Here is a 26,025-nt window from a genome sequence, read left to right as displayed (position 1 = left end):
GGAGGAGAGCGAGTTTCGATGGCCAAGCAACCGGGGTCACCCACGGGCGGATCGGACGACTCGGCGTCGGAGTCGAGGCCCATCTCCGTATCGGAACTGCTCGCACGTCGCGACGCCGCCATCGCCGACGAGGAGCGCGCCAAGCGCCTCACCGAAAGCCGTGGCAGGCGCCGCGCTGGGCGCGACGGAGCCGTCTCGGTGTCTGAGCTCACCGGCGAGATCCCGCGGATCACCGACGGGCCCAAGCGCGAAGCCCCGAAGACAAGCGCACCGAGGACCCAGGCCCCAAAGACTCAGGCCCCGAAGACCGATACCCCGGCGGCCGGCGCGCCGAATGCCTGGGAGTCGCCTGACTCCGCGCCGCATTTCCCGCGGTCGAGCAGCCCGGTCCCGCGACGTGCGACCGACCGCCGACCGCTCCAGGATTCCGCCGACCCCGCCGGCGCGTCGACCGGCTTCGACCGCGGTGTCTACGACGCTCCGCCGCAGACGCGCGACTTCAGTTCCGCCGCCATCGCCGAGCGGGCATCGCGCAGCACGTCCGACGCTGAACGCGTAAGCGACGAGCACGCGAACGCTGTCACCGGAATCATCCCAATCGTCGGCGACGACGACACCGCCGATGGCGTGCGGCTCGTCGAGGCGGACGACGTCGACGTCGTAGAACTCGATGCGCCGCCGCCTGCGCGCACCGGCAGGTTCGCAGACGTCATCGACGACGACTTCGACGCATACCGGTCGTTCGCCGAATACGACGATGACGACGAGAAGAGTGCGTCATCGAAGAAGCGCGCGGCCCGACGCTCCGGCGACAAACCCAAGCGCAAGCGCGGGTGGTTCGGGCGCAAGGCCGCCGCGCGGGACGACCGCACCGACGTCGAGTCCGACTCACTCGTCGACGACGATCGCCACACCTCCGGCGCCGCGTTCGTGGAGGAGACCACGGCCATCGGGATCGTCGAGGAGTCACGCGACGTGACTCCCGACGTCGAGACAGCGAATGACGTCGAACGACCCAGTGACGCAAGTGCTTACGACGACAACGGCAAGTTCGACGCAGGCAAGTTCGACGGCGACCGCGCGTACGGCTACTCGTCATTCGACAGCGTCCGCGAGGATGACGACGAGCGCGACGCCCGTGAGCATGCCGATCAAGATGCGGCCGAGGCGCTCGAATCAGACTCACCCGAGGTCGCGACGACAGGCGTGACCGGAGTCGGCGCCGCCGCTCTCGCGCCCGCAGTCGGCACGAGCCCAGCCGACAACAGCCCAGCGGACAAGAGCGCGGCAGACGAGACGGAAACGGACAGCGCAGCGGCGCCCCTTACCCCGACGTCCGCCGCCCCCAAATCCAAAACCCTCACGTCGAAGGCGGCAACGTCCAAGGACGCGCAGCCCGGCAACTCCGACGACGGGGAAGGCCGTTCGCCTGCGAAGGCGTGGCTGTTGGTCATCGGCGAGGCGATCCTCGGGCTGGCGGTCGGTGTCGGATTGTTCTGGGGATTCACCGAGCTCTGGCGCTGGAACGTCTACTTCGCGCTGGTATTGGCGGTGCTGGTGATCTTCGGTATCGTCTCGTTCACTCACGCCGTGCGGCACTCCCGCGACCTGTTCACCACGTTGCTGGCGCTGGGCGTCGGACTGATCGTGACCATCGGCCCGTTGGTGTTGCTCGCAACGTGAGGATCTGATGGTCACTCCTGTAGCCGACATCCCCATCGGGCTGTCGACGGCGTCGGTCTATCCGCAGAACACCGAGGCAGCATTCGCGTACGCGGCCGAGCTGGGTTTCGACGGCGTCGAACTCATGGTGTGGGGTGAGGCCGTCAGTCAGGACATCTCTCACGTCGAGTACCTGTCCGAGCGATATCAGGTTCCGGTGCTGTCGATCCACGCGCCGTGCCTGCTCATCTCGCAGCGCGTATGGGGTCGCGATCCGCAGGCCAAGCTGGCGCGGGCAGTGTCGGCGGCGGAGGATCTCGGAGCGCCGACCGTCGTCGTACATCCGCCTTTCCGCTGGCAGCGGGCGTACACCGCAGCATTCGACGATCTCGTGACGGAACTCGAGGAGAACAGCGGCGTCGACGTCGCGGTGGAGAACATGTTCCCGATGCGCGCCGACCGACTCTTCGGCGCGGGTAAGCGCTCGGCGCAGCGGTTGAACGCACGTGGGGGAGGACCGGGTCGCGCGGCGTCGGCGTTCGGGAAGTCCACCGACCCGACCGACGACGGGTACGCGCACTACACCCTCGACCTCTCGCACACCGCCACGGCAGGAGTCGACGCGGTCGATCTGTTCGAGCGCATGGGGCCGGCGCTGAGCCATCTCCACCTCGCCGACGGCAGCGGTGCGGCAACCGACGAGCATCTGATCCCGGGCGACGGATCGCAACCCTGCGTCGAGGTGTGCCGACGCCTTGCCGCGAGCGACTTCGCCGGGGCTGTTGTGCTCGAGGTCAGCACGGGATCGGCACGCACCAAACCCGAACGCGCAGCCCTCCTCGGGCGCGCCCTCGACTTCGCGCGAACCAACCTTCGACGCGATCCCGTCCGCACTGCACCGATCCAGGAGACCGAAACCGAATGAGCGACAAGATCGCTGGGCTGTTGACCCTGCGTCCCACCGAGGGCCCCGGCGATGTGAATTACCGCGCGAGTATCGACCCGACGTTCACGATCGGACCCAAGGTGCACGGCGGCACGATGCAGATGCTGGTCGCCCGAGCGGCGCTGCACGCATACGACGAACTCGTCGGGTCAGACGAGTCGATGCCGTCGGCAGCCGACCTCGTGCCCGTCGCCATCGCCAGCGACTACCTCGCGGCGCCTGATCCCGCCGACGTCGACCTGGCGGTGACGCTGCGCAAACGTGGTCGCACCGTCACCCTGCTGACCGTCGACCTCGCGCAGAACGGACGACTGATGGTGTCGTCGTCGGTCACCCTCGCGCGACCCGACAGCGGCACGCCGCATCACTCGGCGCCGTCGGTGCTCGACGACCTGCCCGTCGATCCGCAGCCCGGCGGCATCTCCATCGACGGCTCGCCGGTCGGTGAGGTCATGCACCTAGGGGCCGCACTCGACCTGGTGCTCGATCCGACGAGCTTCCCCGTCGCGCGCGGTGAGACCGGTGAGCCGGTCGTGCGCGGGTGGACGCGTCCGAAGAACGCCGAGCCCGACGTCGATTTCGCCGTGCTGGTCTGCGACATCTCGCCGCCGGTGGTGATGAACCTCGCGCTCTTCGGGTGGGCGCCGACCGTCCAGCTGACCACCTATGTCCGACGACATCCCGCGCCGGGTTGGCTGCGGTTCGCGGCGTCGAGTACCGAGGTCGGACCCGGAATGTTCGAAGAGGACCACCTCGTGGTGGACTCGACGGGCACCGTGGTCGCGCAGTCGCGTCAGCTCGCGCTGATCCCGCAGCGGCAGAGCTGATACGAACCCGGCTGACCCGAATTCCGCTGACCACAGATGTCACGGCTGAGAAGAAAGGCACCACGACGTGAGTGAACGGATCGCCGTCATCGGCGGCGGCAAGATCGGCGAGGCGCTCCTTGCCGGACTCATCGCAGCGGGTCACCAGCCCAAGAACCTGGCCGTGGCCGAGCCCAACGAGGGACGCGCCCGCGAGCTCTCCGAGGAGTACGGCGTACTGGTCACCGATATCCCCACCGCGGTCGAGGGCTCCCAATACGTCTTCATCGCGGTGAAACCCGACATCGTCGACGCCGTGCTGCGCCAACTCGCGCGGGTCGACGACGACGGCGAATCCGAGCGCGTCACCATCAGCCTCGCGGCGGGAGTGCCGATCGCCCGCTACGAGAACGCGCTGCCCGCGGGCGTGCCGGTCGTGCGGGTCATGCCGAATACGCCGATGCTCGTGAACGAAGCGATGTCGGCGGTCGCGCCGGGGCGCCACGTCGACCCAGAGCAGCTCACCGCGGTCGTCGGGCTGCTCGAGAGCGTCGGCAAGGTCATCGTCGTCCCGGAGAAGCAGATGGATGCGGTCACCGCGATCTCGGGCTCCGGACCCGCCTACGTGTTCCTCCTCGCCGAATCGATGATCGACGCAGGCGTTGCGCTCGGCCTCACCCGCGCTCAGGCGAGCGAACTGGCAGTGCAGACGATCCGCGGGTCGGGGATCCTGATGAGCGACTCCGGGGTCTCTCCGGTCGACCTGCGCGCAGCCGTGACATCGCCCGGTGGAACCACCGCGGCCGCGATCCGCGTGCTCGAGGAAAACGGTGCGCGAGCAGCGATGTATCGGGCCACGGAGGCGTGTGCGCAAGCCAGTGCGCGCGCGGGACGTCGACCCGACGTTGAGGGTTTGGGAGGCTGAACAGCCGACCACGCCGGGTGTCGGCTCCCAATATTTGGGGCTTTTACCGGCCAAAACCCCAGCATGTTGTGGTCGAGGGCCAGAAATGCCGCCGATCCAGGCCACTTACGTCGCTTTTTTCACATCTGCCACGCTAAGCTGCTTTAAGCACGTGCGTGTCTGGTGTCCGCCGGAGGGGAAGCCGGCGGCCGCGACGCGTGCTCCGGAGGTATGAGTAACTCATGGCAGCAGAGACTCCTGGTGACAGGTCAGGTGCGGTCAGCAACGCGGCTTCAGGGTCGCAGTTCTTGACCGTGGCCGAGGTCGCATCGTTGATGCGCGTCTCGAAGATGACCGTTTATCGCCTCGTCCACAGTGGGGAACTCCCCGCCGTGCGCGTGGGTCGTTCCTTCCGTGTGCACGCCAAGGCTGTGCATGACTACCTGGAGACGTCCTACTTCGACGCCGGTTAGTCCGACCGCGAACTACGAGGCAACTCCTGCCGAACGCGCGCAGCGCGCCGTCGGCAGGAGTTGTGGTGTTCACCAGAGGTCCCCTGATTTTTCTCTTTGCGACCTCGACCGGTAGTGTTGATGATCGCGTAGCTGATCTCGCCGCAAGGTTCCGGCGGGCAGGCCTCACCACCCAAGTGTGAGTGTCGACGACAGCGTGCCGTGAAACCGCGTGAGACCGTGTGAGTAAGGAAGTGCCCCGATGGGTTCAGTGATCAAGAAGCGCCGCAAGCGCATGTCGAAGAAGAAGCACCGCAAGCTTCTGCGTCGTACCCGCGTGCAGCGTCGCAAACTCGGTAAGTGAGCGTTCGCGCCGCGTAAGTCGGCGCGGATTCGCTCCACCGATACGTTCGCGGTCACCTCGACCGCGCGCCAAAGAACCCGCCTGAGTGCGGGTTCTTTTTCGTCGGGCTAGCCTTGCGTTCATGCCCGATGGTTCTCAATCCGACGTCCAACAGGTTCCGCGCACGGTGCTGGTCACCGGGGCGTCGACCTTTCTCGGTGGATACCTCGTCGCCGCACTGGCGGCCAATCCCGACGTCGAGCGGGTCCTCGCGGTCGACTCACGGGTGCCCCGCAAGGACCTGATGCGGCGAATGGGGCGCGCTGAGTTCCTTCGCCTCGACATCCGCAGGCCCGCGATAGCGAAGGCGATCTCGCACTACGAGGTCGATACCGTTGTGCACGCCGCGACGTCGATCATGGAGACCGCTCCGCACTCAGCGGCCATCAAGGAGTTCAATCTCCTCGGCGCGATGCAGGTGTGCGGTGCGTGTCAGCGAAGCCCCTCGGTCAAACGGCTCATCCTGCGTTCGACGGCGATGGTCTACGGTGCGAGCCCCCGCGACCCCGCGTACTTCACCGAGGAGACGCCCGCCAAGCGTGAACCCCGACGCGGCTACGGACGCGACATGCTCGACGTAGAGGGCTACGTGCGCGGACTCGCGCGACGACGCCAGGACATCGACGTAACGACCATGCGACTGCAGGCGATGCTCGGTCCTCGAATCAACACGAGGATGAGTTCCTATCTTTCGCTCCCGGTGGTTCCGACTGTCATCGGCTATCAACCACGTCTGCAATTTCTGCATGAAGAGGACGCACTCGCAGCAATGGAACACGTGACGCTGCGTGGGCGGCCGGGAACTTTCAACATCGCAGGCGACGGAGTGGTGACGTTGACGCAGGCCATTCGACGCGTCGGACACGTGGAACTGCCCGTGGTGAGCGGGCTGCTCGCGCCGATCACCGGGGTGATGCAGAATCTTCGCTCAGCTCGTCTGCGGTCGTCGCAGACCGAATTCCTCACGTACGGAAGGGTTCTCGACACAACGAGGATGCGCACCGAGCTCGGATTCGCGCCCCGGTACTCGACGTCGGAGACGCTCGACGACTTCGTTGACCGCAGCGGTGTGACTCCTGTGATCGCGCCGGATACGTGGCGAAAAGCGGAACGACAAGTCGTATCGGCGGCGCATCGTCTTGCCTGAACAATTCGCGCACAAATCGCACAGACTGTCTGTTTTCGGCGTCAATTTGAATCCCCAATTTGACGCATTCAATGACAATGCAAATACGGCGGCGGAACGTGCACTATCAGGGACGAACCCGTAAACTCGGGCGTCAGGCCCGGTGCGTCGACGCAGCGACACCAGGCACCCCCCTCCCGTTCTTCTGCGTCATACCCGTTGGGGGTGGAACGCCTTGTCGAATCACGTGACGTCTTCTGGTGATGCACGGACGGCAAAGGTGATCCAGTTGTACGCAAGCTCCGGTGTGGGCAACTCCAGGGCGGGCATCGAAGCGTCTCGTCGCGATCAGCCGGGAGGCACGCGCGATGGCGGCCGCGGTCGCCACCCGAGCCAGCAGGCAACGGCGCCGTCGAGTATCGGCCACCCCAACACCGACGGCTTCGGCCGTCCGCCCGCTGCGGTCACCCCCATCAACGACGACGTCGCGCTCGAGACCGACGCCCTCGGCGTCGAGCAGCGTGGACCTGCGCGCAGCCCGTTGTTCAGTCTCGGTGGTATCCGTGGTGCAGTTGCTGATTCACTCACTGCCACAGCGGGTTTCATTCGTGAGCGGATGACCGGCGACTACGAGATCGACGACTTCGGCTTCGACCCGCACTTCACCGAGTCGGTCTGGTTCCCCGCGATCCGCCAGGTGTACGAGAAGTGGTTCCGTGTCGAGGTGACCGGCGTGGAGAACCTGCCGCTCACCGGTGGCGCTCTGCTCGTCGCCAACCATGCCGGTGCATTGCCCATCGACGCGCTGATGACCAGCCTCGCCGTGCACGACAATCACCCAACCGGTCGGCATCTGCGAATCCTCGCCGCCGACATGGCTTTTGACACACCAGTGGTCAGTGAGGTGGCTCGCCGTATCGGCGCGACCCTCGCATGCACCAACGACGCCGACCGCCTGCTGCGGGCGGGCGAACTCACCGCCGTGTGGCCCGAGGGCTACAAGGGGATCGGCAAGCTCTACAAGGATCGGTACAAGCTCGCGCGATTCGGTCGCGGAGGCTTCGTGACGACGGCGCTGCGCAACGCCAGCCCGATCATCCCGGTGTCGATCGTCGGGTCGGAGGAGATCTACCCGATGCTCGCCGACCTCAAGCCGATCGCCCGCATCCTCGGGCTGCCGTACCTGCCCATCACCCCGACGTTCCCACTCCTCGGACCGCTGGGTCTGGTACCGCTGCCGTCGAAGTGGCACATCCACTTCGGGCGTCCCATCGAGACTGGTGGCTACGACGAGTCGTCCGCCGACGACCCCATGGTTGTCTTCGACCTCACCGACCACGTCCGCGAAGAGATTCAGCAGACACTGTTCCGCATGCTCAGCCGTCGGGGGAGCGTGTACTTCGGCTGAGTGGCAGCGAGCGGTGGGCGCTACTCTCAGGGCGTGAGTTTCGACGCCGACCTGGGCCCCATCAATTTCATTGTCGTGAGTTTTCCGTCGGCGCCTGTGCCGTCGGCCGGCTTCGCGGTGCTGACCGACCTGGTTGCTGCGGGTCGGGTCAACGTTCTCGACACGGAGTTCGTCAGCCGCGACGCCGACGGCAAGGTGCTGCGACTCGACGCCGCGAGCGTCGGCCTCGATGAGTTCTCGGGTGCCGATTCGCACCTGATCGATGACGACGACGTCGCTGCTGCCGCGGAATCGCTCGCCGCCGGCGAGGTCGCCGCCATCGTGGTCTACGAGGACCTATCGTTTCTCCCCGTTATCGGCGCATGGGGTGCCGACGGCGGAACCGTGCTCACCGAGGGGCCGGTCCTCGTCGACGACCTGATCGACGCTCTCGACGCCACTGACGCTCTCGAAGGGAACTGATCATGAGCCTGATTCGCACAGCGGGCCGCGCGGCCGTCGCCAGCTCGGTGCACGGCCGGGTGCAGCGTCGCCAACAGGACAGGTGGGCCGCTCAGGCCGCATCTCAGCAGGCAGCACACGCCGCGCCGCAGCCGGTTGCGCAGCCTGTTGCCCCACAGCCGGTTGCCCAGCCTGTTCCTGCGCCCGCCGCCCAGCCGGTTGCCGCAGATCCGAAGTCGCAACTCATGAACGCGCTCACGTCGCTGCGGTCGGCGGGCGTCGTCACCGATACCGAGTTCGCCGAGATCTCGTCGCGCATCTTCTCCTGACGAGGCTCTGGCGGCTTCGACGGGCTTGTCCCGTCCGGACTTGTTCTTGATTGGCCGGACCCGGGGCAGGGAGCCGCGTCACAGCGTCGGCGTATTGTGCGGTAGAACGTTACAACGAGTGTTGGAACATCGCACGAGAGGAAGCCGATGCGGGCAGTGGTGTGTCACGAGGGCAAGCTGAGCGTCGAGGAGATCGAGAAGCCGCAGCCAGGTCCAGGCCAGGTGTTGTTGAAGGTGCGGCGCACCGGCATCTGCGGCTCTGATCTGCACGCCCGCACGCATGGTGACGACACCGCCGACGTCACCGCCGAAGTCGGCTACGACCGCTTCATGCGCTCGACAGATCACGTCGTGATGGGCCACGAATTCATCGGCGAGATCGCCGAGTACGGCCCCAAGTGCCGCAAGAAGTGGGCGCCCGGAACCCTGGTCGCCGCACTACCGATCATCAAGCACGGCGAGACCGAGCACCTCGTCGGACTCAGCGCCGACGCCCCCGGCGCCTACGCCGAGTACGTCGTCGTCTCCGAGGACATGACGATGCCCGTGCCCGACGGCGTGCCACTCGACCACGCCGCCCTGACCGAACCGCTGTCGGTGGCCGTGCACGCGGTCAACCGCGGTGACGTGAGCAAGCGCGACGTCGCCGTCGTCGTGGGCTGCGGACCTATCGGGCTGTCGGTGATCCTGGTTCTCAAGGCCAAGGGCGTCAAGACCGTCATCGCCTCCGACCTGTCGGCGGGGCGTCGAGATCTTGCCCGACGCTGCGGCGCCGACATCGTCGTCGACCCGACCGTCGACTCCCCGTGGGACATCGCCGCCAAGAAGGGCAAATACCTCACGCGCACAGGCCAATTGCTCGGCACCGCGTTCGACGCCATGCACATCCTGCGCCGCATCCCCGGCCTGCCGTGGTGGAAGGCAATCGAACTCGGCGACAAGGTCGGCGCCACCCCGAAGGGGCCGGTCGTCTTCGAGTGCGTCGGCGTGCCCGGAATGATCGAGAACATCGTGTCGGGCGTGCCGTTGCGGACGCGCATCGTCGTGGTCGGCGTGTGCATGGAGTCCGACCGCTTCCGACCCGCGATGGCGATCAACAAAGAGCTCGACCTGCGCTTCGTGATCTACTACGACCCCGCCGAGTTCCGCACCGCGCTGCACCTCATCGCCGACGGCAAGGTCGACGTGACACCGCTGGTCACCGGCATCATCGGATTCGACGCCGTCGCAGACGTTTTCGAGATCCTCGGCGGCGCGGAGCACCACGCCAAGGTGCTCATCGACCCGTCGAGCCCCGTCGCGGCGCTCTGAGGTCGGCGGGCCGGCGGGAGGTTTCTAGGGGAAGGGTTCTTCCGCTAGTTTTGGCCGTCGAGCCCGCGGGAGGTTTCTAGGGGAAGGGGTCTTTCCTCGGATTGTGGCGCACGGGCCGGCGGAGGTTTCTAGGGGAAAGGTTTTTTCTCGGGTTTCGTTCTCGTCCCCGCGAAGTTTCCGGGGGAGAGGTCAGGAAGTGCCGGAAAGATTCCTTCCCCTACTTTCGACGCCCCGGCCGGCAGGAGGTTTCTAGGGGAAGAATCCTTCCCCTACTTTCCGCTGGCACGCGCCGAAGCCCGACGTCCAAAGTCTGAACCCCGACGACCCTCCGACCCCTCGGCGTCAGCCCTTGTTGCGCAGTAACTTCACGGCGCCGGCGCTCGCGGCGCCCGCGGCCCCGACGACCAGGGCCGTCGACGCCCCGTACTTCGCCGCCTTGCGGGCGGTGCGGAAGTCGTACATCTCCCAGCCGCGCACCTTTGCGACGTCGCGCAGGTCGGCGTCGGGGTTGATCGCGACGGCGCGCCCGACCAGTGACAACATCGGGACGTCGTTGTGTGAGTCCGAGTACGCGGTGCACCGCTTGAGGTTCAGTCCTTCGCGAATTGCCAACGCGCGCACGGCATGTGCCTTACCCGGGCCGTGCAGGATATCGCCGACGAGTCGTCCGGTGAACTTGCCGTCGACGCTCTCGGCGACGGTGCCGAGTGCGCCGGTGAGGCCCAGGTGGTCAGCGATGGTCTGCGCCAGCTCGACCGGAGTCGCGGTGACAAGCCACACCTGCTGACCGGCGTCGAGATGGCGCTGAGCCAAAGCCCTTGTGCCAGGCCAGATCTTGTCGGCGATGTACTCGTCGTAGATCTCCTCGCCGAGTCTGGCGAGCTCGGCTGTCTCGCGACCGGCGATGAACGACAACGCCTTTTCCCGACCCTCTGCGACATCTTGGGCGTTCTCTTTGCCCGTGATGCGGAACTTCGCCTGCGTCCACGCGAAGTCGAAGATGTCGGAGTACGAGAAGTACTTTCGCGCAGCGAGTCCGCGCGCGAAGTGCACGATCGACGCTCCCTGCACCAGCGTGTTGTCGACGTCGAAGAACGCCGCGGCGGTGAGGTCGACGTCGACGTCGGGTTCGGTTTCGCTCGGTGGCCGGGCGCGCAGCGAGTCGACGGCCGCCTGCGCCGACGCCTCGCCGGCGAGGGCCTGTCGCAATTCCTGCGCGGTCTGCCGGAACCGTCCGGTGGCCGCGGTGGCCCGCTCGGAGATCCAGGTCGTGACCCGGCGGGATTCTTCGTCGTCGAACTCGTCCTGCAACTCGTCGTCGGCATGGATCTCGTCGTCATCGTCGCCGACGGAACCGTCGACGTCGTCGGCGTGTGACTCCCAGTCCTCGCCACTGCGTACCGGCCGCGCCTCGGCATCTGCGGAATCGGACGCGCCCGCGCCGCCCGACGGGGCGTCGCTACCTGGCGTTCCGCCGTCTGAGGCGCCCTCGTTCGGAGTGTCGCCGACGTCGGACACCTCGGACCCGGAATCGGGAACCTCGCCGTTCGGCTCCTCGCCCTCAGAGGTCACGCCCACCCTCCACCTCTCACGAATGCACAACCACTCAACGAATGCCGCCTCGCTCAGGCCTGCTCACCAACAGAGTAGTCATGGTGTCAGACTGTTCTGGCACCAACGTCGAAGGAGTTCGTTCGATGTCCATCACGCTGCTAACCCGCGACGGCTGCTCGGCCTGCGAGGCCGCCCGCGCCGACCTGGATCGGATCTGCGGCGAACTGTCGGTCGAGTTCGACATCGTCGACGTCGACGCCGCCGCGAACTCCGGCGACGCCGAGCTACGCGCCGAGTACGGCGACCGTCTGCCCGTCGTCCTGCTCGACGGCGAAGAGCACAGCTACTGGGAGGTCGACGAGCCACGGCTGCGCGCCGACCTCGACGCCGCCAAGCGCTGAACGCCCGAGCGCGCGTCCAACCCTGAACCCGCGAACTCTCCGAACTCCCGCCGCGGGTCGCGTGCCGAGCGTCGAAGGCCGCGTATTACGCTGATCCTTCGGTCGGGTTAGTCGAAAGTGAGTGTGCGCAATGGCTATCGGGTCGGCGTCTGATCGCATCCCCGAGCCGTCGGTGACGCGCCTGGCCACCTACCTCCACGTTCTGCGCTCCCTGGGGCAGCGGGGCATTCTGATCGCCTCCAGCGGCCAACTGGCGACCGCGGCGGGAGTCAACCCGGCCATCCTCCGCAAAGATCTGTCCCATGTCGGCGCCAACGGCGTACGCGGCGTCGGATACGACGTCGGACGCCTCACCGCCCGCATCGCGCTCGCACTGCACACCGACACCGTCCACACCGTCGTGCTCGTCGGCGCAGGCACCCTCGGTCGCCTACTCGTCGCGCACACAGCCACCGACCGCACCTTCCGGGTCGTCGCGATGTTCGACGACGATCCGGACGTCATAGGGACCGTCGTCGACGACGTGGTGGTCTCCCCGTGCGCCGGTCTCGCTTCTCTTGCGAACGATCCGTCGATCGGCCAGGTCGACATCGGGGTGATCGCCACCGGTCCTGACAAGGCACAACGCGCAGCTGACGCGTTGATCGCCGCGGGAATCCGGCAACTGCTGAACGTGACCGCCGCAACGTTGTCGACGGACTCCGATGTCGTCGTCAGACAGGTTGATCTAGCCTTGGAGTTGCAGGTGCTGACGTTCCACGCGTCACGCACCCCGTTGTCTGTCGGGGAAGATGGGCAGCAGGGCCATGTCGACCTGCCTGTGGACGTGCCGCTCAGGGCCAAGGGGTCCGGCGACGATCTGGCTGTTGACCAACTGCCGGGGGTCGGCGTCGCGGACGTGCCCAGAACAGACATACGGAGTGTGGGTCAAGGATGATGAGTGCGAGATCTGCGATGGAGACGGTGACGCGGTGAGTGTTCTGCTGTTCGGAATCAGCCATCGGAGCGCACCCGTCGACGTTCTGGAGCGACTCGCGGTCGCCGACCACGACCGGCCCAAGCTCGTCGACGACCTGCTGTCGTCGCGTGCGATCTCCGAGGCGATGCTCGTCTCGACCTGCAATCGCGTCGAGATCTACGCCGTCGTCGACGCATTCCACCCCGCACTCGAAGCCGTTGGTGACGTGCTCGGCGATCATTCCGGGCTTTCCATCAACGACCTCACCCGCCACGCATACGTCCGCTACTCCGAGGCCGCCGTCGAGCATCTGTTCACCGTCGCCGCAGGCCTCGACTCGATCGTCGTCGGCGAGCAACAGATCCTCGGTCAGATCCGCAACGCCTACCTCGACGCCGACGCCAACAAGACCACCGGCCGTACCCTGCACGAGCTCGCCCAGCACGCCCTGCGCGTCGGCAAGCGGGTGCACTCCGAGACCGGGATCGACCGCGCGGGAGCGTCGGTCGTGTCGGTTGCGCTGCATCGCGCCCAGCATCTGCTGCAGAAGGCGGCGCCAGAGATCGATCCCGAGCAGTCGCTGCGCAGAGCCGTAGTCATCGGCGCCGGCGCCATGGGGGGTCTTGCGACCGCCCAGTTGGCCCGTGAAGGCGTCCGCGAGCTTGTCGTGGTGAACCGGACCGTCGCCAACGCGGAGCACCTCGCAGGCAATATCGCGGCCAATCATCCCGGAGTCGCCGTGCGCGGCGTCGGATTCGACGACCTGCCTGCCGTGATGGCCTCCGCGGACGTCGTCGTCGCATGCACGGGTTCCATCGGGACCGTCGTCGGCGTCGGCGAGGTGCATTCGGCACTGGCCGCACGTACTGCTGTGCAGCCGCTGATCATCTGCGACCTGGGGCTGCCCCGCAACGTCGATCCCGCCGCGGCGCGCCTGCCCGGCGTCCACGTCATCGACATCGAGAGTCTGCGCGGCGATTCCGAGGCACAGGCCGCTCACGACGACACCGCCGCTGCCCGCTCGATCGTCGGCGGCGAGCTCTCCGACTACCTGACCCTGCAGCGTCAGGCCGAGGTCACGCCGACCGTCGCGGCACTGCGTCAACGCGCAGCCGACGTCGTCGAGGCGGAGATTCTCCGGCTCGAGACCCGCCTGCCCGACCTCGAGGGCGCTCAGCGCGACGAGGTCGCCAAGACTGTTCGACGCGTCGTCGACAAACTCCTGCACGCCCCCACGGTCCGGGTCAAACAGCTCGCTTCGACGCCCAACGGCGATCACTACGCCGAGGCGCTGCGTGAACTCTTCGAGCTCAAGCCGGGCGCAGCCGAAGCCGTATCGGCGCCGGAGAGCGGTCTGGGCGACAAGCATGGAGTCGGCGAAACGTCGGCCGATCAGGGAGAGCGTTGAGCCCCATTCGCATCGGTACGCGAGGCTCGCTGCTCGCCCGTACCCAATCTCAAACCATCGCCGACGCCCTGACCGCCAACGGGCATCCCGCCGAGCTGGTCATCATCAAGACGGCGGGTGACGCGTCGGCGGCCCCGGTCGCCGAGATCGGCGTCGGAGTGTTCACGACGGCCATCCGCAACGCGCTGCATGCGGGCGAAGTCGACGTCGCCGTCCACTCCTACAAGGACCTGCCGACAGCACCCGATCCGGGCCTGGTGATCGCGGCTGTCCCACCTCGGGAAGATCCACGAGATGCGCTGGTCAGCAGGGGTAACCTCGTACTCGGGGCGCTTCCTCCCGGCGCGACGATCGGTACGTCCTCCCCGCGAAGGGCGGCACAGCTTAAAGCATTGGGTCTCGGTTTGGAAATCCGCCCCCTAAGAGGCAACCTAGATTCTCGGTTGGGCAAAGTCGCCGGCGGCGAACTCGACGCAGTCGTTGTCGCCCGTGCCGGACTCGTCCGCATCGGCAGGGCCGAAGAGGTCACCGAAGCGTTCGATCCCGTGGTGCTGTTACCAGCACCGGCGCAGGGTGCACTGGCAGTTGAGTGCCGCTCCGACGATGCCGAACTGGTGAGAATTCTCGCCGAGTTGGACGACGAGGCCACCCGCGTGGCGGTCGACGCCGAGCGTGCGGTATTGGCGGCTCTCGAAGCCGGATGTACCGCACCGGTCGGTGCGATAGCCGAAGTGGTCGAGTCGATCGATGAGGACGGGCGCATCTTCGCCGAACTGTCGCTCCGTGCGGCGGTGGCGGCCGAGGACGGATCCGATGTGATCCGCGCTTCGGTGGTGGGTCCGGTCGACAACGCCACACAACTCGGACGAGGCCTCGCCGCCGAACTGCTGGATCTGGGAGCGGGCGAACTCGTCAACTCCTGAGCAGCAGAGAAGAACTGCAGCCCTCTCGACGAGGGCAGGAGAGTGCGAACGCATGAGCCGTACGAAGAAGGCCAATCCGGGTCGAATCCTCTTCGTGGGATCGGGTCCCGGCGATCCCGACCTGCTAACCGTGCGTGCGCGGACAGTGATCGCGAATGCGACGACCGCCTTCATCGATCCCGACGTTCCAGCAGCCGTCGTGGCGATGATCGGCTCCGCCCACCGGCAGGAGCTCGCGGAATCCGCGCGTAAGAGCACCAAGAACGACACGAAGAAGGCCGACGAGGCCACCGACGAGAACGAGTCCGACGACTCGTCGACCGCCGCGGACGACGCCGTCGAGGAGCAGGACCAGATCGTCCATCCCGCACTCGGCGATCCCGCTGAGGTCGCTCGCACCCTCGTCGCCGCAGCGAAGGAGGGCGACGACGTCGTCCGCGTCGTCTCCGGTGATCCGCTGACGACCGATTCGGTGCTGTCCGAGGTCAACGCCGTCTCGCGCACCTCGGTCGCATTCGAGGTGCTGCCAGGACTGCCCGCGGCTTCCGTGGTCCCGAGCTATGCGGGCATGCCGCTGGGCTCGAGCCACACCGAGGCCGACGTCCGCGCCGAAGGCGTCGACTGGGCCGCGCTCGCCGCAGCACCGGGACCGCTGGTGCTGCACGCGACGTCGGGCCACCTCGCCGAGACCGCCAGCGCATTGACCGAGCACGGTCTCGCCCCGCAGACGCCCGTTGCGATCACGATCAACGGCACCACCTGCGCGCAGCGCACCATCGAGGCGACGCTGGCCACGCTCAACGAGCAGGGCAACGCGCTGAGCGGACCGCTGATCCTCACGATCGGCAAGGTCGTGAGCCAGCGCGGCAAGCTCTCCTGGTGGGAGTCGCGCGCACTCTACGGCTGGACCGTGCTGGTGCCCCGCACCAAGGACCAGGCAGGCGACATGAGCGAACGCCTCGTCAGCCACGGCGCTGTGCCCAAGGAAGTGCCGACCATCGCCGTCGAGCCGCCCCGCAGCCCGGCGCAGATGGAGCGCGCCGTCAAGGGACTCGTCGACGGTCGCTACCAGTGGGTCGTGTTCACCTCGACCAACGCGGTGCGTGCCGTGTGGGAGAAGTTCGCCGAGTTCGGACTCGACGCTCGCGCGTTCTCCGGCGTGAAGATCGCCTGTGTCGGCGAAGCGACGGCCGAGAAGGTCCGGACGTTCGGTATCAACCCCGAGCTGGTTCCGTCCGGCGAGCAGTCGAGCCTCGGGCTCCTCGAAGACTTCCCGCCGTACGACGACGTCTTCGACCCGGTCGACCGAATCCTGTTGCCGCGCGCCGACATTGCCACCGAGACCCTCTCGGAGGGTCTGCGCGATCGCGGTTGGGAGATCGACGACGTCACCGCGTACCGCACCGTGCGGGCAGCACCGCCGCCCGCCGAGACGCGCGAGATGATCAAGACCGGCGGATTCGACGCCGTCTGCTTCACCTCGAGCTCGACGGTCCGCAACCTCGTCGGCATCGCCGGAAAGCCGCACGCGCGCACCATCGTTGCGTGCATCGGTCCCAAGACCGCCGAGACCGCAACCGAATTCGGACTGCGCGTCGACGTTCAGCCGGAGTCGGCATCGGTGACCGAACTGGTCGACGCCCTCGCCGAGCATGCCGCTCGCCTGCGGGCCGAGGGCGCGCTGCCTCCTCCGCGCAAGAAGTCGCGGCGGTCGCGGTCGTAGAGGTGGGGCGTATGGCACCGATTATTCGACCCCGCAGGTTGCGCACCACACCGGCGATGCGTCGGTTGGTCGCGCAGAACGCGCTGCGCCCAGCCGATCTCGTGCTGCCGATGTTCGTCGCCGACGGCATCGACGATCCGCGCCCGATCGGATCGATGCCCGGCGTCGTGCAGCACACGCTCGACTCGCTGCGTAAAGCGGCCGACGAAGCCGTGCGCGCGGGCGTCGGCGGGCTGATGCTGTTCGGTGTTCCCAAGGCCGAGGACAAGGACGCAGTCGGGTCCGGCGCCGATGATCCGGACGGCATTCTCAATCGCGGATTGCGTGTTCTCGCAGACGATCTCGGCGACTCGACCGTGCTGATGGCCGACACCTGCCTCGACGAGTTCACCGACCACGGGCACTGCGGCGTGCTGTCCGACGACGGCCGCGTCGACAACGATGCGACTCTCGAGCGCTACGTGTCGATGTCACTCGCGCAGGCCCGTGCCGGTGCGCACCTTCTGGGTCCGTCGGGAATGATGGACGGCCAGGTCGCCGAGATCCGCGCCGCCCTCGACGCCGAAGGCCTCACCGATACAGGCATTCTCGCGTACTCGGCGAAGTACGCGTCCGCGTTCTACGGCCCGTTCCGCGAGGCTGTCGGGTCGTCGCTGCAGGGCGATCGTCGTACCTACCAACAGGATTCGGCCAACCGCACCGAGGCGCTCCGCGAAGTGCGCCTCGACCTCGACGAGGGCGCCGACATCGTGATGGTCAAGCCCGCCATGAGCTACCTCGACATCGTCCGCGACGTCGCCGAGATCTCCGACGTTCCCGTCGCGGCCTACCAGATCTCGGGTGAGTACTCGATGATCACCGCCGCCGCCGAGCGCGGCTGGATCGACCGCGACGCCGCCATCCTCGAGTCGCTGACCTCGATCAAGCGCGCCGGCGCCTCGATCATCCTCACCTACTGGGCGACCGAGGTCGCCGCCAAGCTGGCCTAGGCCGCCTTCCCGCTGGTCGCGCGGCGCGCTTTCGCGCTGGTCGAGCGGGCCCGAGCGGAGCGAGGTCCCGAGTCGAGACCACACGCGCCGGCCGCCGGACCCGTCCTCGCTGGCTGGACGGCGCGGCCACAACCGCTGGTCGAGCGGGCCCGAGCGCAGCGAGGACCCGAGTCGAGACCACCTCGCGCAGCCGTCGGGTATCGGCGCCGGTCGTGGTCTGGCGTGCGTACACAATCGTGACGTCAGCGGGGGGTGATCGAAATTATTGTCGTGGCCTCGCGCTGGCGTCCGAGTTGTGTACGCGGCCGCGCTCCGCAGGTCCTCATCGCGCACCAAGCTGCGTTCATTACGCTGGAGCTATGTCGCATTTTCTCGATCCGCGTCGCGACCCCGCGTCCGCGCAGCCCGACGGGCAGAACAAGCGCCCGAAGCTGCCCGACTCGGTGGCAATCGCGTGTGAGCTGTGGATTGTCGTGGTCATCGCCAGGATAGTCACGGCCGTCGCGCAGTATCCGACCCTGCGCGACATGATGAACCAGCGAGCCTCCGACCTCCCCGCCGATACCCCGCGCGCAGAGGTAGACCTCATGACGTCCTCGGGCTTCCTGATCGCGATTACGGTGATCACCGCGGTGGTCCTGTCCGCGATCTCGTTGACCTTCGTCTGGTTTGTGCGCAAGGGATACAACTGGGCGCGGGTCCTGCTTGGTGCGATGGGAGTTTTCGTTCTCATCGACATGGCGTTCTCGCTGATCGGGGGCGTCGATCCCTGGTGGACCGGAATCCCCCTGACCATCGGTGGCATCGCTGCGCTGGGCGCGACCATCCTCTTGCTGAGACGTGAGTCCGACGCCTACTGCCGCGCGATGGCCGACTACCGCCGACCGCAAACCACGCCGCCCGGGTACCCCGCGCCTCCCGCGTACCCACCCCAGTACCCGCAGGCCCCGCCTTACTCTCAAGCTCCGCCGTACCAGCAGACACCGCCATACCAGCAGACACCGCCGTACCCGCAGGTCGCGCCTCCGTCGTACGGACAAGCACCCGACCAGCCTCCGGCCGGTGGCCAGTATCCCGACAACGCCTACTATCCCCAGAACTCGCCGACGCCGACGTCCTGGGAAGAAGAGGCGCGACTCCGGGGCTGGCAGCCGCCGACGACCACCGAGGCGGCATCACCCCAAAGCACGTCACCCCAGAGCACGTCACCCCAAAACGCAACACCCCAGACCGGATCGCTGCAGAAAGATCCGAATACAGTCGGCACGCCGTCGGGAACGGGCCACGGCGACTACGCTTCCGAAGAGGGGGACCGATCCGTCGAGGCGCGTCTCCACAGCCGCGAGAACGAGTCGACGCCGCACAGCGAGCCGTCGACAGACAGAAAGCAAAGCAGTGACCCTTCCTGACGCAAGTAAACGCCCGAAGATGGTGACCTGGGCGTATCGATGCTGGATAGCGTCCGGCGTTCTGTTGGGACTGCTCGGTGTCGTCTACATCCTGGCAGGCATCTTTGCCGACGGCCCGACGCTGCTTCCGATCGGGATCGGGATCATCGTGATCGCGGTCGGCGTGGCGTACGTGCTGCTCGGCAGCAAGGCCTACGTCGGGGATGCTCGTTGGCGCTCCTCGTTGGCGGCGCTGACGCTGGTCGTGGTGATCATGCTGGTTTTCCTGAGTTTCGGCGATCCAGCCCTGGCGTTCACGCTGCTCGCAGCAGTCATTGGACTCTTGGGGTCGTTGTTCGCCTACCGGCCGGAAGCCGACGCGTGGTTCAACGCGGGCAGCCCACCCGAGTGCCCGGAGAAGTCGACGTCGGGCAAGGGTAAGTCGGGCGGCAAGGGTCGCGTCGCGAACGGCAAGAGCAGGCCGGGCGGCAATACACGCCCCGCCGAGAACCGATCGGGCGCCAACGGCGCCGCGTCCGCGCGGAACAAGCAGGACCGGAAACGGGACAGAGCGTGAGCTCTGCCGCTGACGATCCCGCCGATGGCAGCGCAGAACCCGCAGAGTCAGCGGATAGCAGCGTCGAGCCTGAAGGCGATGTCGGCAGCAAGGAATCGACCGACGGCAACAAAGCCCCCACCGACGAGTCCGAAGAAGCTGCACAACCCGAACAGTCCGCAGATCTTGCCGACGGTGAAGAACCCGCCGAGCCCGAGGACCCCGCGAACCCGATCCCTGCTCCCGAGGATCGTGGCGAGACGTTGTTCGTCGAGCAGGGCGGAAGTTGGTGGGTCGTGGCAATCGGCCCGGTGCTCGCGGGTGCCGTGCTCGCGATGGACATCGCAGGCCCCGGCCGCGTGCACTGGCTGTGGATTTCGGTCCTTGGAGCGATCATCACGCTGTTCTCGATCGTCCAGGTGTATGCGGCGCGCCGTCACGTCGGCGTCGAACTAACCGAGACCACGCTGCAGCAGGGCACATTGCTGATGGCGCTCGCCGACATCGACAAGATCTACCCGGCCAACAATGGCGCCGAACACGAAAAGTGGGAGAGCGCTCCGGCGCTCGGAGAACTCGCGGGTGTTCCGCGACGTCGCAAGGGCGTCGGCGTAAAGCTCGTCGACGGCAAGCTCGCCCAGGCGTGGGCCCGCGACGTCGAACGATTCCGGCAGGAACTCACCGAGGCGCACCTCGCGGTGCAACTCGGTGTGTCCCCGCGGGGGCCGAGCAGCTAACCCAGCCCCCGACCACTCAGTGGTTGTCGATCATCGGCGCGCCCATGAGTTCCTCGGGGATGCCGAATGCGTCGACGAGCGTCGCCGCGTGGGGACGAAGGTCTTGGCAGAGTTCGTTGACGCCGCGTCGAATCGCCTTGGCGCGCTCCACGGAGATGTGGCGGTGCATCATGAACCAGCCGAGGTCGGCCTCGAGGGCTGAGTAGACGAACAGATCGCACACCTTGCCGAGTACCTCGGCCGCGGCGCGTGAATCGCAGTCGTTGATGGCTTGTACGAACGCCTCCAGCACGATCCGCTCGGTGCGAGCCTGCCCGACCTTGAGCAGATGGTCCTGCGCATTGTTGAACACCTCGAACGCATCGTTGTCGTCGTTGGTAGCTCGACGCAGACGCTGCGCGCAGGTGCGCACCAAATGGTCCTCGCGGTTGCGGAACAGTCGAAGCTGAGTACCGCGGTTGGTGAGCGCCGACTTCTCGGTGTCTTCGTCCGAACTCTCCAGGAGTGTCTGAACCACTTGTCGCGCAGCGGTCTTCTCGACGACGACGTCGCGCGCCATCGACGCGATGAACCGCACCCAACCGCCCGCTGACAGGCCTTGGACGTCGTCGGCGTAGGCCGAAAGCACTTCCTTGGCGATGAGCTGGGTGAGCACGGTGTTGTCGCCCTCGAACGTGGTGAAGACGTCGATGTCGCCGCGGATGATCGAGATCTGGTTCTCGTCGAGATAGCCTGCGCCGCCGCATGCTTCGCGAGCGACATTGATCGCGTGAGATGCGTGCCATGTCGCGTAAGCCTTGAGTCCTGCGGCGTTGGCTTCGAGCTCGCGCTGGCGACCCGCCTTGGAATCGTCGGCAGAGCCGTCGGGCGATTCGGCCGGGGTGTCGGACTGCACCTCGTGCAGTTCCTCGGTGAGCTCGTTCTGTGCAAATGCGATGGCGTACGACTTCGCGATGAGCGGCAGCAGCTTTCGCTGGTGGCCGAGATAGTCGAGGATGACGATCTCTTCTTCGTCGCCCGGGGCGTCGAATTGCCTGCGCACCAAGCCATATCGTGTGGCGATCGCCAACGCCTTACGTGACGCGGCTCCGGCGGTGGCCGCTACCGTGATCCGACCACGGATAAGTGTGCCGAGCATGGTGAAGAAGCGTCGGTTGGGGTTCTCGATCGGCGACGAGTACGTGCCGTCGTCCTCGACGTCGGCATAGCGGTTGAGGAGGTTGTCCTTCGGTATGCGCACCTCGTCGAACATGATGCGTCCGTTGTCGACGCCGGGCAGTCCGCCCTTGTAGCCGCAGTCGCTCGTCGTCACGCCGGGGAGGTCGTTGCCGTCGGCGTCGCGGATCGGCACCACAAAGCAGTGCACGCCATAGCTTTCCGGCTCCTGGCCGGGACCGGCAGTGATCAACTGCGCGAAAACCGATGCCATGCGGGCGTGTTCGGCAGCGCCGCCGATGTAATCCTTGCGGGCCGACGGCGTCGGCGAGTGGATCACGAATTCCTTGGTGGCTGCGTCGTACGTCGCGGTCGTCTCGAGTTCCTGCACGTTGGAACCGTGACCGGTCTCGGTCATGGCGAAGCAGCCGAGGAGGTCGAGGCTGATGGTGTCGGCGACGTACTTCTCGTGATGCCTTGCGGTGCCGAGGTTTTCGACGGCGCCACCGAACAGACCCCACTGCACTCCCGCCTTGACCATCAGGGACAGGTCGGCGTAGCCGAGCATCTCGATCGCGGTGATCGACGCCCCGACGTCGCCTGTGCCGCCGTGGTCGGCGCCGAATCCGGCAGCCGCGAATCCTTCGTCGGACAGTTCGCGCATCTCCTCGAGGATGCGCGCACGCGCCTGTTCGAGAGTTCGCGACGGATCGGGAAGCAGGTCGGCGCGGTTGGCGCGTCGTCGAACTTCATCTCGGGTGGCTCGCCAGCGTCCGTCGAGTACGTAGCGCAGGTTGTCGACGAGCAGACCGCGTTCGGCTTCGGACAGTTCGCTGGTGTCGGCGACTGGCGTGTCGATGCTGGGATCGTCGTCGGTTGCTGGCGTCGAGGGACTCTCGGTTGGGGTCGACATGAGCTCTACGTTACGGATCGATTCCGACCGTGGGGGTCGATACCCGCGAGGACAGGCTTACGACGCGCGATGAACACCGACGGCCCGGTGCTTTCCGCCTGCGAAACCGTCGACGGCAGCATGTTTGCCAGGCGCCGCGTGAGCGCTCGAATGCTGGCCGAACGGCAACAGCGGGGCGACCGCGTCGGACACCTGCTTGCTGACATCGGCGACCTGCGTCCGGAGCGTCGAGAACGGGTCTGTCGGGGCCGGACGCGTTGCCGGCTTGGCGTGAGCAACCTGCGGCGCGGCGGAGTTCGATGCTGTCGGGTGAGCCACGCGCTCGTCGTAGCCCTGGGTGGCACGCGTGCTGCTCATCGTGATCTGGCTGCGTACCTCGACACGAGGTTGGTTCGACGCCGACTTTGGCTGCGCGCCAAACGATTCCGCGATCTGATCGAGGAAATCCTGGCCGGATTCCAGCGTGACCCCGAATGCCTTCTGCAGGCCTTCGATGTTGATCGCGATGTTCTCGTTGATCTGCTTGCCGACCGCGTCCATGTTCTTGTAGAACTCCGCGGTGCTCTCGCGCAGAGCTTCCGGTGTGGTCGCAGCGCGGGCATCGGCGAGCAATTGCTGCTGGACCTTCGGGTCCTGCCCGTTGCGCACCTCGATGTAGTCGAGGCGTGACTTCTCGTCGTAGTCGGGCCGGTTGTACACCCAGTTGTGTTCGGTCTGCGGTTGCCCGAAATCGAAGAACGAGTAGTAGTTGCCGAACAGATACTGTTTCGGCAGCGAATCCGGCGCGCCCTTGATCCCGCCGAGCTGGCAGGGAAGGCAATACGTGCCCTCGACGTTGGGGTTCAGACCGATCCACGACGCCTTGCCCAGGCGATTGAGTGCCTTGAGCCACTGGTCGGCGGTGGGCGCGGGTCGATAGCCGGTCGGGTCCTGCGTCAGTGTTTCCCAGATCGCCTTCTGCGGTCCCCACGGGTCGAGCTTGTAGTACTTGCCGGACCAATCCGGCTGGATCTCGACAACCTTGCCCTCGGGAGTGGTGTAGGTCTCGTGGTTGGGATCGATGGTGTTGCGGATCTCCGGGAAGCGATAACCCAAGACCAGCTGCCAGGTGGGCACCTGCCCGTACTGGTCGAAGTAGAAGACGTCCGAACACGGCCCGGGGATGCCGGTGCAGTTCTCCGTCATGGGCGCGTTGGCGGCCATGGTGATCCACCACTGTTCGAAATTCGCCTGTGCGACAAGCGGAATCGGCACCATCATCAGGGTGGTGCCTTCGAGTTTCTGCTTGTCCTGCTGGTCGAACCCGATGACGTTGGTCGGGATGTAGAGCCACCAGTTACTGGAATTCTCGAGCGCTTCACTCGTCTTGTTCATGCCCTCGTACTCGACAGCAGGCATGTTGGCGATCGTCTGAAGGAGGTTCGTCGGAATGTTCGCCACGGAGTTCCCGGCGAGCCTCACGCCATTGTCGGCGGTCACGGTCGGCACCTGAACGTCGGGGGGAGTGGGCGTATGCGACGCCAACGCCGAGACGACGCCGACTCCGACAAGTGCAGCCCCCAACGCGGTGACCGGTCGCGACCCGCCGGTGCGTCGAGACATGCTTGTGGCGTCGACGTCGGTTTTCATCAGATGCGTCCCCCCATGGAACTCCGTCTGGCTTTGAGTAGCGATTGACTGTTGTCGTGTTGTGCCCTGCCTGGCGTGAGCATCCGCGACGTTGCGACCCCCGATGCCACCTCCTTCCGGGGGTGGCGTGCACACGAGTGTGGTCCATATCGTAGGAGCACGTCAACGTCGCGGGCCTCACCCGCGTGTCATCGATGCCAAGCAGGGAGAACACTGTGTCGTCACAGACAACCGATGTCGCTGTCACCGCGCAACTCGACGCCGAGTTCGGGCGCATCGACTCCGGGACCGCCAATCGCTCGGAAATGACGCCCCTTCGCTTCCTGCAGCGCTCGGTCGAGGTGTTCGGCGATCGCACCGCCATCCGTTACGGGGCGCGTTCGGCGACCTACACGGAGTTCGGCGACGAGGTGCAGCGCCTTGCCCGGGTCCTCGAGTCGACGATCAGGCCAGGTGAGCGGATCGCCTACCTGGCACCCAACGTGCCCGAGTTGCTCGTCGCGCACTTCGCGGTGCCGCTCGCAGGCGGAGTTCTTGTCGCACTCAACTCACGCCTGGCAGGCCCCGAACTCGTCTACATCCTCAATCACGCCGGCGTCACCACCCTGTTCTTCGACGCCGAGTTCCGCCACACCGTCGCTTCCATCGCCGACGAAGTTCCCGACGTGACGTCGTACGTCGAGATCACCGACCTCGAGTTCGGTCCAACCCCGAGCGACGTCGAATCGTCGGGCATCAGTGGACTTCGCTCGTACGCTGACTTTCTCGCAGGCGCCGAGGAGCTTGATTCGACGCCGCTCCCGTGGACTGTCGACGACGAAGACCGGGTCATCAGCATCAACTACACGTCGGGGACGACGGGCAAGCCCAAGGGTGTGATGTACACGCATCGGGGCGCCTACCTCAACTCGCTGGGCGAGATGCACCACAACCAATTCACCGGCAGTACAAGGTATTTGTGGACGCTCCCCATGTTCCACTGCAACGGGTGGTGCACGCCCTGGGCGGTCACCGCTGCGTCGGCGATGCATGTGTGTCTACGTCTGGTGCGCGCAGACGCGGTGTGGGACGCCATCGACGACCTCGGTGTCACCAATCTGTGCGGTGCGCCAACGGTTCTCATCACGATCGCCGGATCACCACGCGCGCACCGCCTCGACGCGCCGCTCCGGATCACCACGGCGGGCGCACCGCCGTCTCCGACGGTGATCGCAGCGCTTGCGGCGCTCGACATCGGTGTCGTCCACGTCTACGGCCTCACCGAAAGCTATGGCCCGTACACGATCTGCGAGTACCAGGAAGCCTGGGACGATCTCGACCCCGCCGACAGGGCCGCGAAACTATCGCTGCAGGGTGTCGGAATGGTTCAGGCAGAACCCGCGCGTGTCGTCGAGCGCGGCGTCGTGCCACTTGTCGACGTCCCCGCCGACGGCTCGACGATCGGTGAGATCGTGTTGCGCGGCAACAACATCATGGCCGGGTACTTCAAAGATCCGGATGCGACTCGACAAGCGTTCGAGGGTGGATGGTTTCACACCGGCGACCTCGGCGTGATGCACCCGGACGGCTACATTCAGCTCCGCGATCGAGCCAAAGACATCATCATCTCGGGTGGCGAGAACATCTCGACGATCGAGGTCGAACAAGCGCTCGTCAGCCACGATGCCGTGCTCGACGTCGCGGTCGTCGGTGTCCCCGACGAGAAGTGGGGCGAACGGGCGAGGGCGTATGTCTTGCTGAAGGAGGGGCGGTCGCTGAGCTCCGACGAGTTGATCGAGTATGCACGAACCCTGTTGGCGGGCTACAAGATTCCACGCGACATCATCTTCGCCGACGAGTTGCCGCGCACGTCGACAGGCAAGGTACTCAAGTTCGAGCTACGCAAGAACGCCGCGAATTGACC

The 26,025-nt window shown here is 66.3% G+C and carries 24 protein-coding genes; 21 read left to right on the top strand and 3 right to left on the bottom strand.

Annotation, left to right across the window (positions count from 1 at the left end):
* The first annotated feature begins 18 nt into the window (after positions 1-18).
* The 11 genes from RND64_RS18400 to RND64_RS18350 all read left to right on the top strand — a co-directional run bounded on the left by RND64_RS18400 (position 19) and on the right by RND64_RS18350 (position 9,788).
* Positions 19-1,683: a hypothetical protein gene (locus RND64_RS18400; RefSeq protein ID WP_331436252.1), complete on the top strand. Its 1,665-nt coding sequence runs from the start codon at positions 19-21 to the stop codon at positions 1,681-1,683.
* Positions 1,684-1,690: 7 nt separating this feature from the next.
* On the top strand, positions 1,691-2,587 hold the full coding sequence (locus tag RND64_RS18395; protein ID WP_049699844.1) for a sugar phosphate isomerase/epimerase family protein: 897 nt from the start codon (positions 1,691-1,693) through the stop codon (positions 2,585-2,587).
* Positions 2,584-3,435, top strand: coding sequence for a thioesterase family protein (locus tag RND64_RS18390; protein ID WP_064866548.1), 852 nt, complete (start codon positions 2,584-2,586; stop codon positions 3,433-3,435). The genes RND64_RS18395 and RND64_RS18390 overlap by 4 nt, the downstream gene beginning before the upstream one ends.
* Before the next feature lie 67 nt (positions 3,436-3,502).
* Positions 3,503-4,339 (top strand): pyrroline-5-carboxylate reductase, encoded by an 837-nt coding sequence (gene proC / locus RND64_RS18385; RefSeq protein WP_049699842.1) that lies wholly within the window; start codon positions 3,503-3,505, stop codon positions 4,337-4,339.
* Between the two features lie 221 nt (positions 4,340-4,560).
* Positions 4,561-4,791 carry a helix-turn-helix domain-containing protein gene (locus tag RND64_RS18380; RefSeq protein ID WP_005204681.1) on the top strand — a complete coding sequence of 77 codons (231 nt, stop codon included), beginning with the start codon at positions 4,561-4,563 and terminating at the stop codon, positions 4,789-4,791.
* A gap of 241 nt (positions 4,792-5,032) precedes the next feature.
* A complete protein-coding gene (locus RND64_RS18375) occupies positions 5,033-5,134 on the top strand; it encodes a 30S ribosomal protein bS22 (RefSeq protein WP_003402602.1) in 102 nt (33 codons plus the stop codon).
* 121 nt (positions 5,135-5,255) lie between these two features.
* Positions 5,256-6,320: an NAD-dependent epimerase/dehydratase family protein gene (locus tag RND64_RS18370; protein ID WP_049699841.1), complete on the top strand. Its 1,065-nt coding sequence runs from the start codon at positions 5,256-5,258 to the stop codon at positions 6,318-6,320.
* 214 nt (positions 6,321-6,534) lie between these two features.
* Positions 6,535-7,707, top strand: a complete 1,173-nt coding sequence (locus RND64_RS18365; protein ID WP_331436251.1) for a lysophospholipid acyltransferase family protein — start codon at positions 6,535-6,537, stop codon at positions 7,705-7,707.
* A 33-nt stretch (positions 7,708-7,740) separates the two neighbouring features.
* Positions 7,741-8,169 (top strand): DUF6325 family protein, encoded by a 429-nt coding sequence (locus RND64_RS18360; protein ID WP_331436250.1) that lies wholly within the window; start codon positions 7,741-7,743, stop codon positions 8,167-8,169.
* A 2-nt stretch (positions 8,170-8,171) separates the two neighbouring features.
* The gene (locus RND64_RS18355; protein WP_331436249.1) at positions 8,172-8,477 is read left to right on the top strand and encodes a hypothetical protein; all 306 of its coding nucleotides are present in this window, start codon (positions 8,172-8,174) and stop codon (positions 8,475-8,477) included.
* A 147-nt stretch (positions 8,478-8,624) separates the two neighbouring features.
* The gene (locus tag RND64_RS18350; RefSeq protein WP_331436248.1) at positions 8,625-9,788 is read left to right on the top strand and encodes a zinc-binding dehydrogenase; all 1,164 of its coding nucleotides are present in this window, start codon (positions 8,625-8,627) and stop codon (positions 9,786-9,788) included.
* Between the two features lie 342 nt (positions 9,789-10,130).
* On the opposite strand, the gene RND64_RS18345 is transcribed toward RND64_RS18350, so the two are convergent.
* Entirely contained in the window at positions 10,131-11,366 is a 1,236-nt protein-coding gene (locus RND64_RS18345; protein ID WP_331436247.1) for an HAD family hydrolase, read from the bottom strand.
* Between the two features lie 119 nt (positions 11,367-11,485).
* Here RND64_RS18345 and RND64_RS18340 point away from each other — a divergent pair, with 119 nt between their 5' ends.
* The 9 genes from RND64_RS18340 (at position 11,486) to RND64_RS18300 (ending at position 20,425) form a co-directional block, all read left to right on the top strand.
* Positions 11,486-11,743 carry a glutaredoxin family protein gene (locus RND64_RS18340; RefSeq protein WP_290727404.1) on the top strand — a complete coding sequence of 86 codons (258 nt, stop codon included), beginning with the start codon at positions 11,486-11,488 and terminating at the stop codon, positions 11,741-11,743.
* A gap of 130 nt (positions 11,744-11,873) precedes the next feature.
* Entirely contained in the window at positions 11,874-12,680 is an 807-nt protein-coding gene (locus RND64_RS18335; RefSeq protein WP_290727402.1) for a redox-sensing transcriptional repressor Rex, read from the top strand.
* 34 nt (positions 12,681-12,714) lie between these two features.
* Positions 12,715-14,109, top strand: coding sequence for a glutamyl-tRNA reductase (locus RND64_RS18330; RefSeq protein WP_049700853.1), 1,395 nt, complete (start codon positions 12,715-12,717; stop codon positions 14,107-14,109).
* Positions 14,106-15,032 (top strand): hydroxymethylbilane synthase, encoded by a 927-nt coding sequence (hemC, locus tag RND64_RS18325; protein ID WP_270484157.1) that lies wholly within the window; start codon positions 14,106-14,108, stop codon positions 15,030-15,032. Before RND64_RS18330 ends, hemC begins: the two co-directional genes overlap by 4 nt.
* A gap of 52 nt (positions 15,033-15,084) precedes the next feature.
* Positions 15,085-16,755, top strand: a complete 1,671-nt coding sequence (locus tag RND64_RS18320) for a bifunctional uroporphyrinogen-III C-methyltransferase/uroporphyrinogen-III synthase (RefSeq protein WP_270484154.1) — start codon at positions 15,085-15,087, stop codon at positions 16,753-16,755.
* A gap of 11 nt (positions 16,756-16,766) precedes the next feature.
* Entirely contained in the window at positions 16,767-17,744 is a 978-nt protein-coding gene (gene hemB / locus RND64_RS18315; protein ID WP_270484152.1) for a porphobilinogen synthase, read from the top strand.
* Positions 17,745-18,103: 359 nt separating this feature from the next.
* Positions 18,104-19,153 (top strand): DUF998 domain-containing protein, encoded by a 1,050-nt coding sequence (locus tag RND64_RS18310; RefSeq protein ID WP_049700775.1) that lies wholly within the window; start codon positions 18,104-18,106, stop codon positions 19,151-19,153.
* Positions 19,140-19,709, top strand: a complete 570-nt coding sequence (locus RND64_RS18305; protein WP_082937907.1) for a hypothetical protein — start codon at positions 19,140-19,142, stop codon at positions 19,707-19,709. The genes RND64_RS18310 and RND64_RS18305 overlap by 14 nt, the downstream gene beginning before the upstream one ends.
* Complete coding sequence (locus RND64_RS18300) at positions 19,706-20,425, top strand: hypothetical protein (protein ID WP_290727392.1); 720 nt, start codon at positions 19,706-19,708, stop codon at positions 20,423-20,425. The genes RND64_RS18305 and RND64_RS18300 overlap by 4 nt, the downstream gene beginning before the upstream one ends.
* 16 nt (positions 20,426-20,441) lie before the next feature.
* On the opposite strand, the gene RND64_RS18295 is transcribed toward RND64_RS18300, so the two are convergent.
* Together RND64_RS18295 and RND64_RS18290 are read right to left on the bottom strand one after the other, a co-directional pair.
* Positions 20,442-22,493: an acyl-CoA dehydrogenase family protein gene (locus tag RND64_RS18295; RefSeq protein WP_331436245.1), complete on the bottom strand. Its 2,052-nt coding sequence runs from the start codon at positions 22,491-22,493 to the stop codon at positions 20,442-20,444.
* 57 nt (positions 22,494-22,550) lie between these two features.
* Positions 22,551-24,122, bottom strand: coding sequence for a hypothetical protein (locus RND64_RS18290; protein WP_331436244.1), 1,572 nt, complete (start codon positions 24,120-24,122; stop codon positions 22,551-22,553).
* Between the two features lie 215 nt (positions 24,123-24,337).
* Here RND64_RS18290 and RND64_RS18285 point away from each other — a divergent pair, with 215 nt between their 5' ends.
* Positions 24,338-26,023 (top strand): AMP-binding protein, encoded by a 1,686-nt coding sequence (locus RND64_RS18285; protein ID WP_442903956.1) that lies wholly within the window; start codon positions 24,338-24,340, stop codon positions 26,021-26,023.
* Positions 26,024-26,025 lie beyond the last annotated feature (2 nt).

Source organism: Gordonia sp. w5E2 (genome assembly GCF_036540975.1).
GTDB classification, from domain to species: Bacteria; Actinomycetota; Actinomycetes; order Mycobacteriales; family Mycobacteriaceae; genus Gordonia; species Gordonia jacobaea.
The sequence above is the reverse complement of the archived record's forward strand: the minus strand, read 5'-3'. Positions and strand labels throughout refer to the sequence as shown.

Bases quoted from the DNA above. Each gene is read 5' to 3' on its own strand.
- RND64_RS18350 (WP_331436248.1), top strand. From the start codon at position 8,625: ATGCGGGCAGTGGTGTGTCACGAGGGCAAGCTGAGCGTCGAGGAGATC.
- RND64_RS18380 (WP_005204681.1), top strand. From the start codon at position 4,561: ATGGCAGCAGAGACTCCTGGTGACAGGTCAGGTGCGGTCAGCAACGCG.
- RND64_RS18295 (WP_331436245.1), bottom strand. From the start codon at position 22,493: ATGTCGACCCCAACCGAGAGTCCCTCGACGCCAGCAACCGACGACGAT.
- RND64_RS18355 (WP_331436249.1), top strand. From the start codon at position 8,172: ATGAGCCTGATTCGCACAGCGGGCCGCGCGGCCGTCGCCAGCTCGGTG.
- RND64_RS18390 (WP_064866548.1), top strand. From the start codon at position 2,584: ATGAGCGACAAGATCGCTGGGCTGTTGACCCTGCGTCCCACCGAGGGC.
- RND64_RS18320 (WP_270484154.1), top strand. From the start codon at position 15,085: ATGAGCCGTACGAAGAAGGCCAATCCGGGTCGAATCCTCTTCGTGGGA.
- hemB (WP_270484152.1), top strand. From the start codon at position 16,767: ATGGCACCGATTATTCGACCCCGCAGGTTGCGCACCACACCGGCGATG.
- RND64_RS18375 (WP_003402602.1), top strand. From the start codon at position 5,033: ATGGGTTCAGTGATCAAGAAGCGCCGCAAGCGCATGTCGAAGAAGAAG.
- RND64_RS18310 (WP_049700775.1), top strand. From the start codon at position 18,104: ATGTCGCATTTTCTCGATCCGCGTCGCGACCCCGCGTCCGCGCAGCCC.
- RND64_RS18290 (WP_331436244.1), bottom strand. From the start codon at position 24,122: ATGAAAACCGACGTCGACGCCACAAGCATGTCTCGACGCACCGGCGGG.
- RND64_RS18370 (WP_049699841.1), top strand. From the start codon at position 5,256: ATGCCCGATGGTTCTCAATCCGACGTCCAACAGGTTCCGCGCACGGTG.
- RND64_RS18340 (WP_290727404.1), top strand. From the start codon at position 11,486: ATGTCCATCACGCTGCTAACCCGCGACGGCTGCTCGGCCTGCGAGGCC.
- RND64_RS18335 (WP_290727402.1), top strand. From the start codon at position 11,874: ATGGCTATCGGGTCGGCGTCTGATCGCATCCCCGAGCCGTCGGTGACG.
- RND64_RS18395 (WP_049699844.1), top strand. From the start codon at position 1,691: ATGGTCACTCCTGTAGCCGACATCCCCATCGGGCTGTCGACGGCGTCG.
- RND64_RS18400 (WP_331436252.1), top strand. From the start codon at position 19: ATGGCCAAGCAACCGGGGTCACCCACGGGCGGATCGGACGACTCGGCG.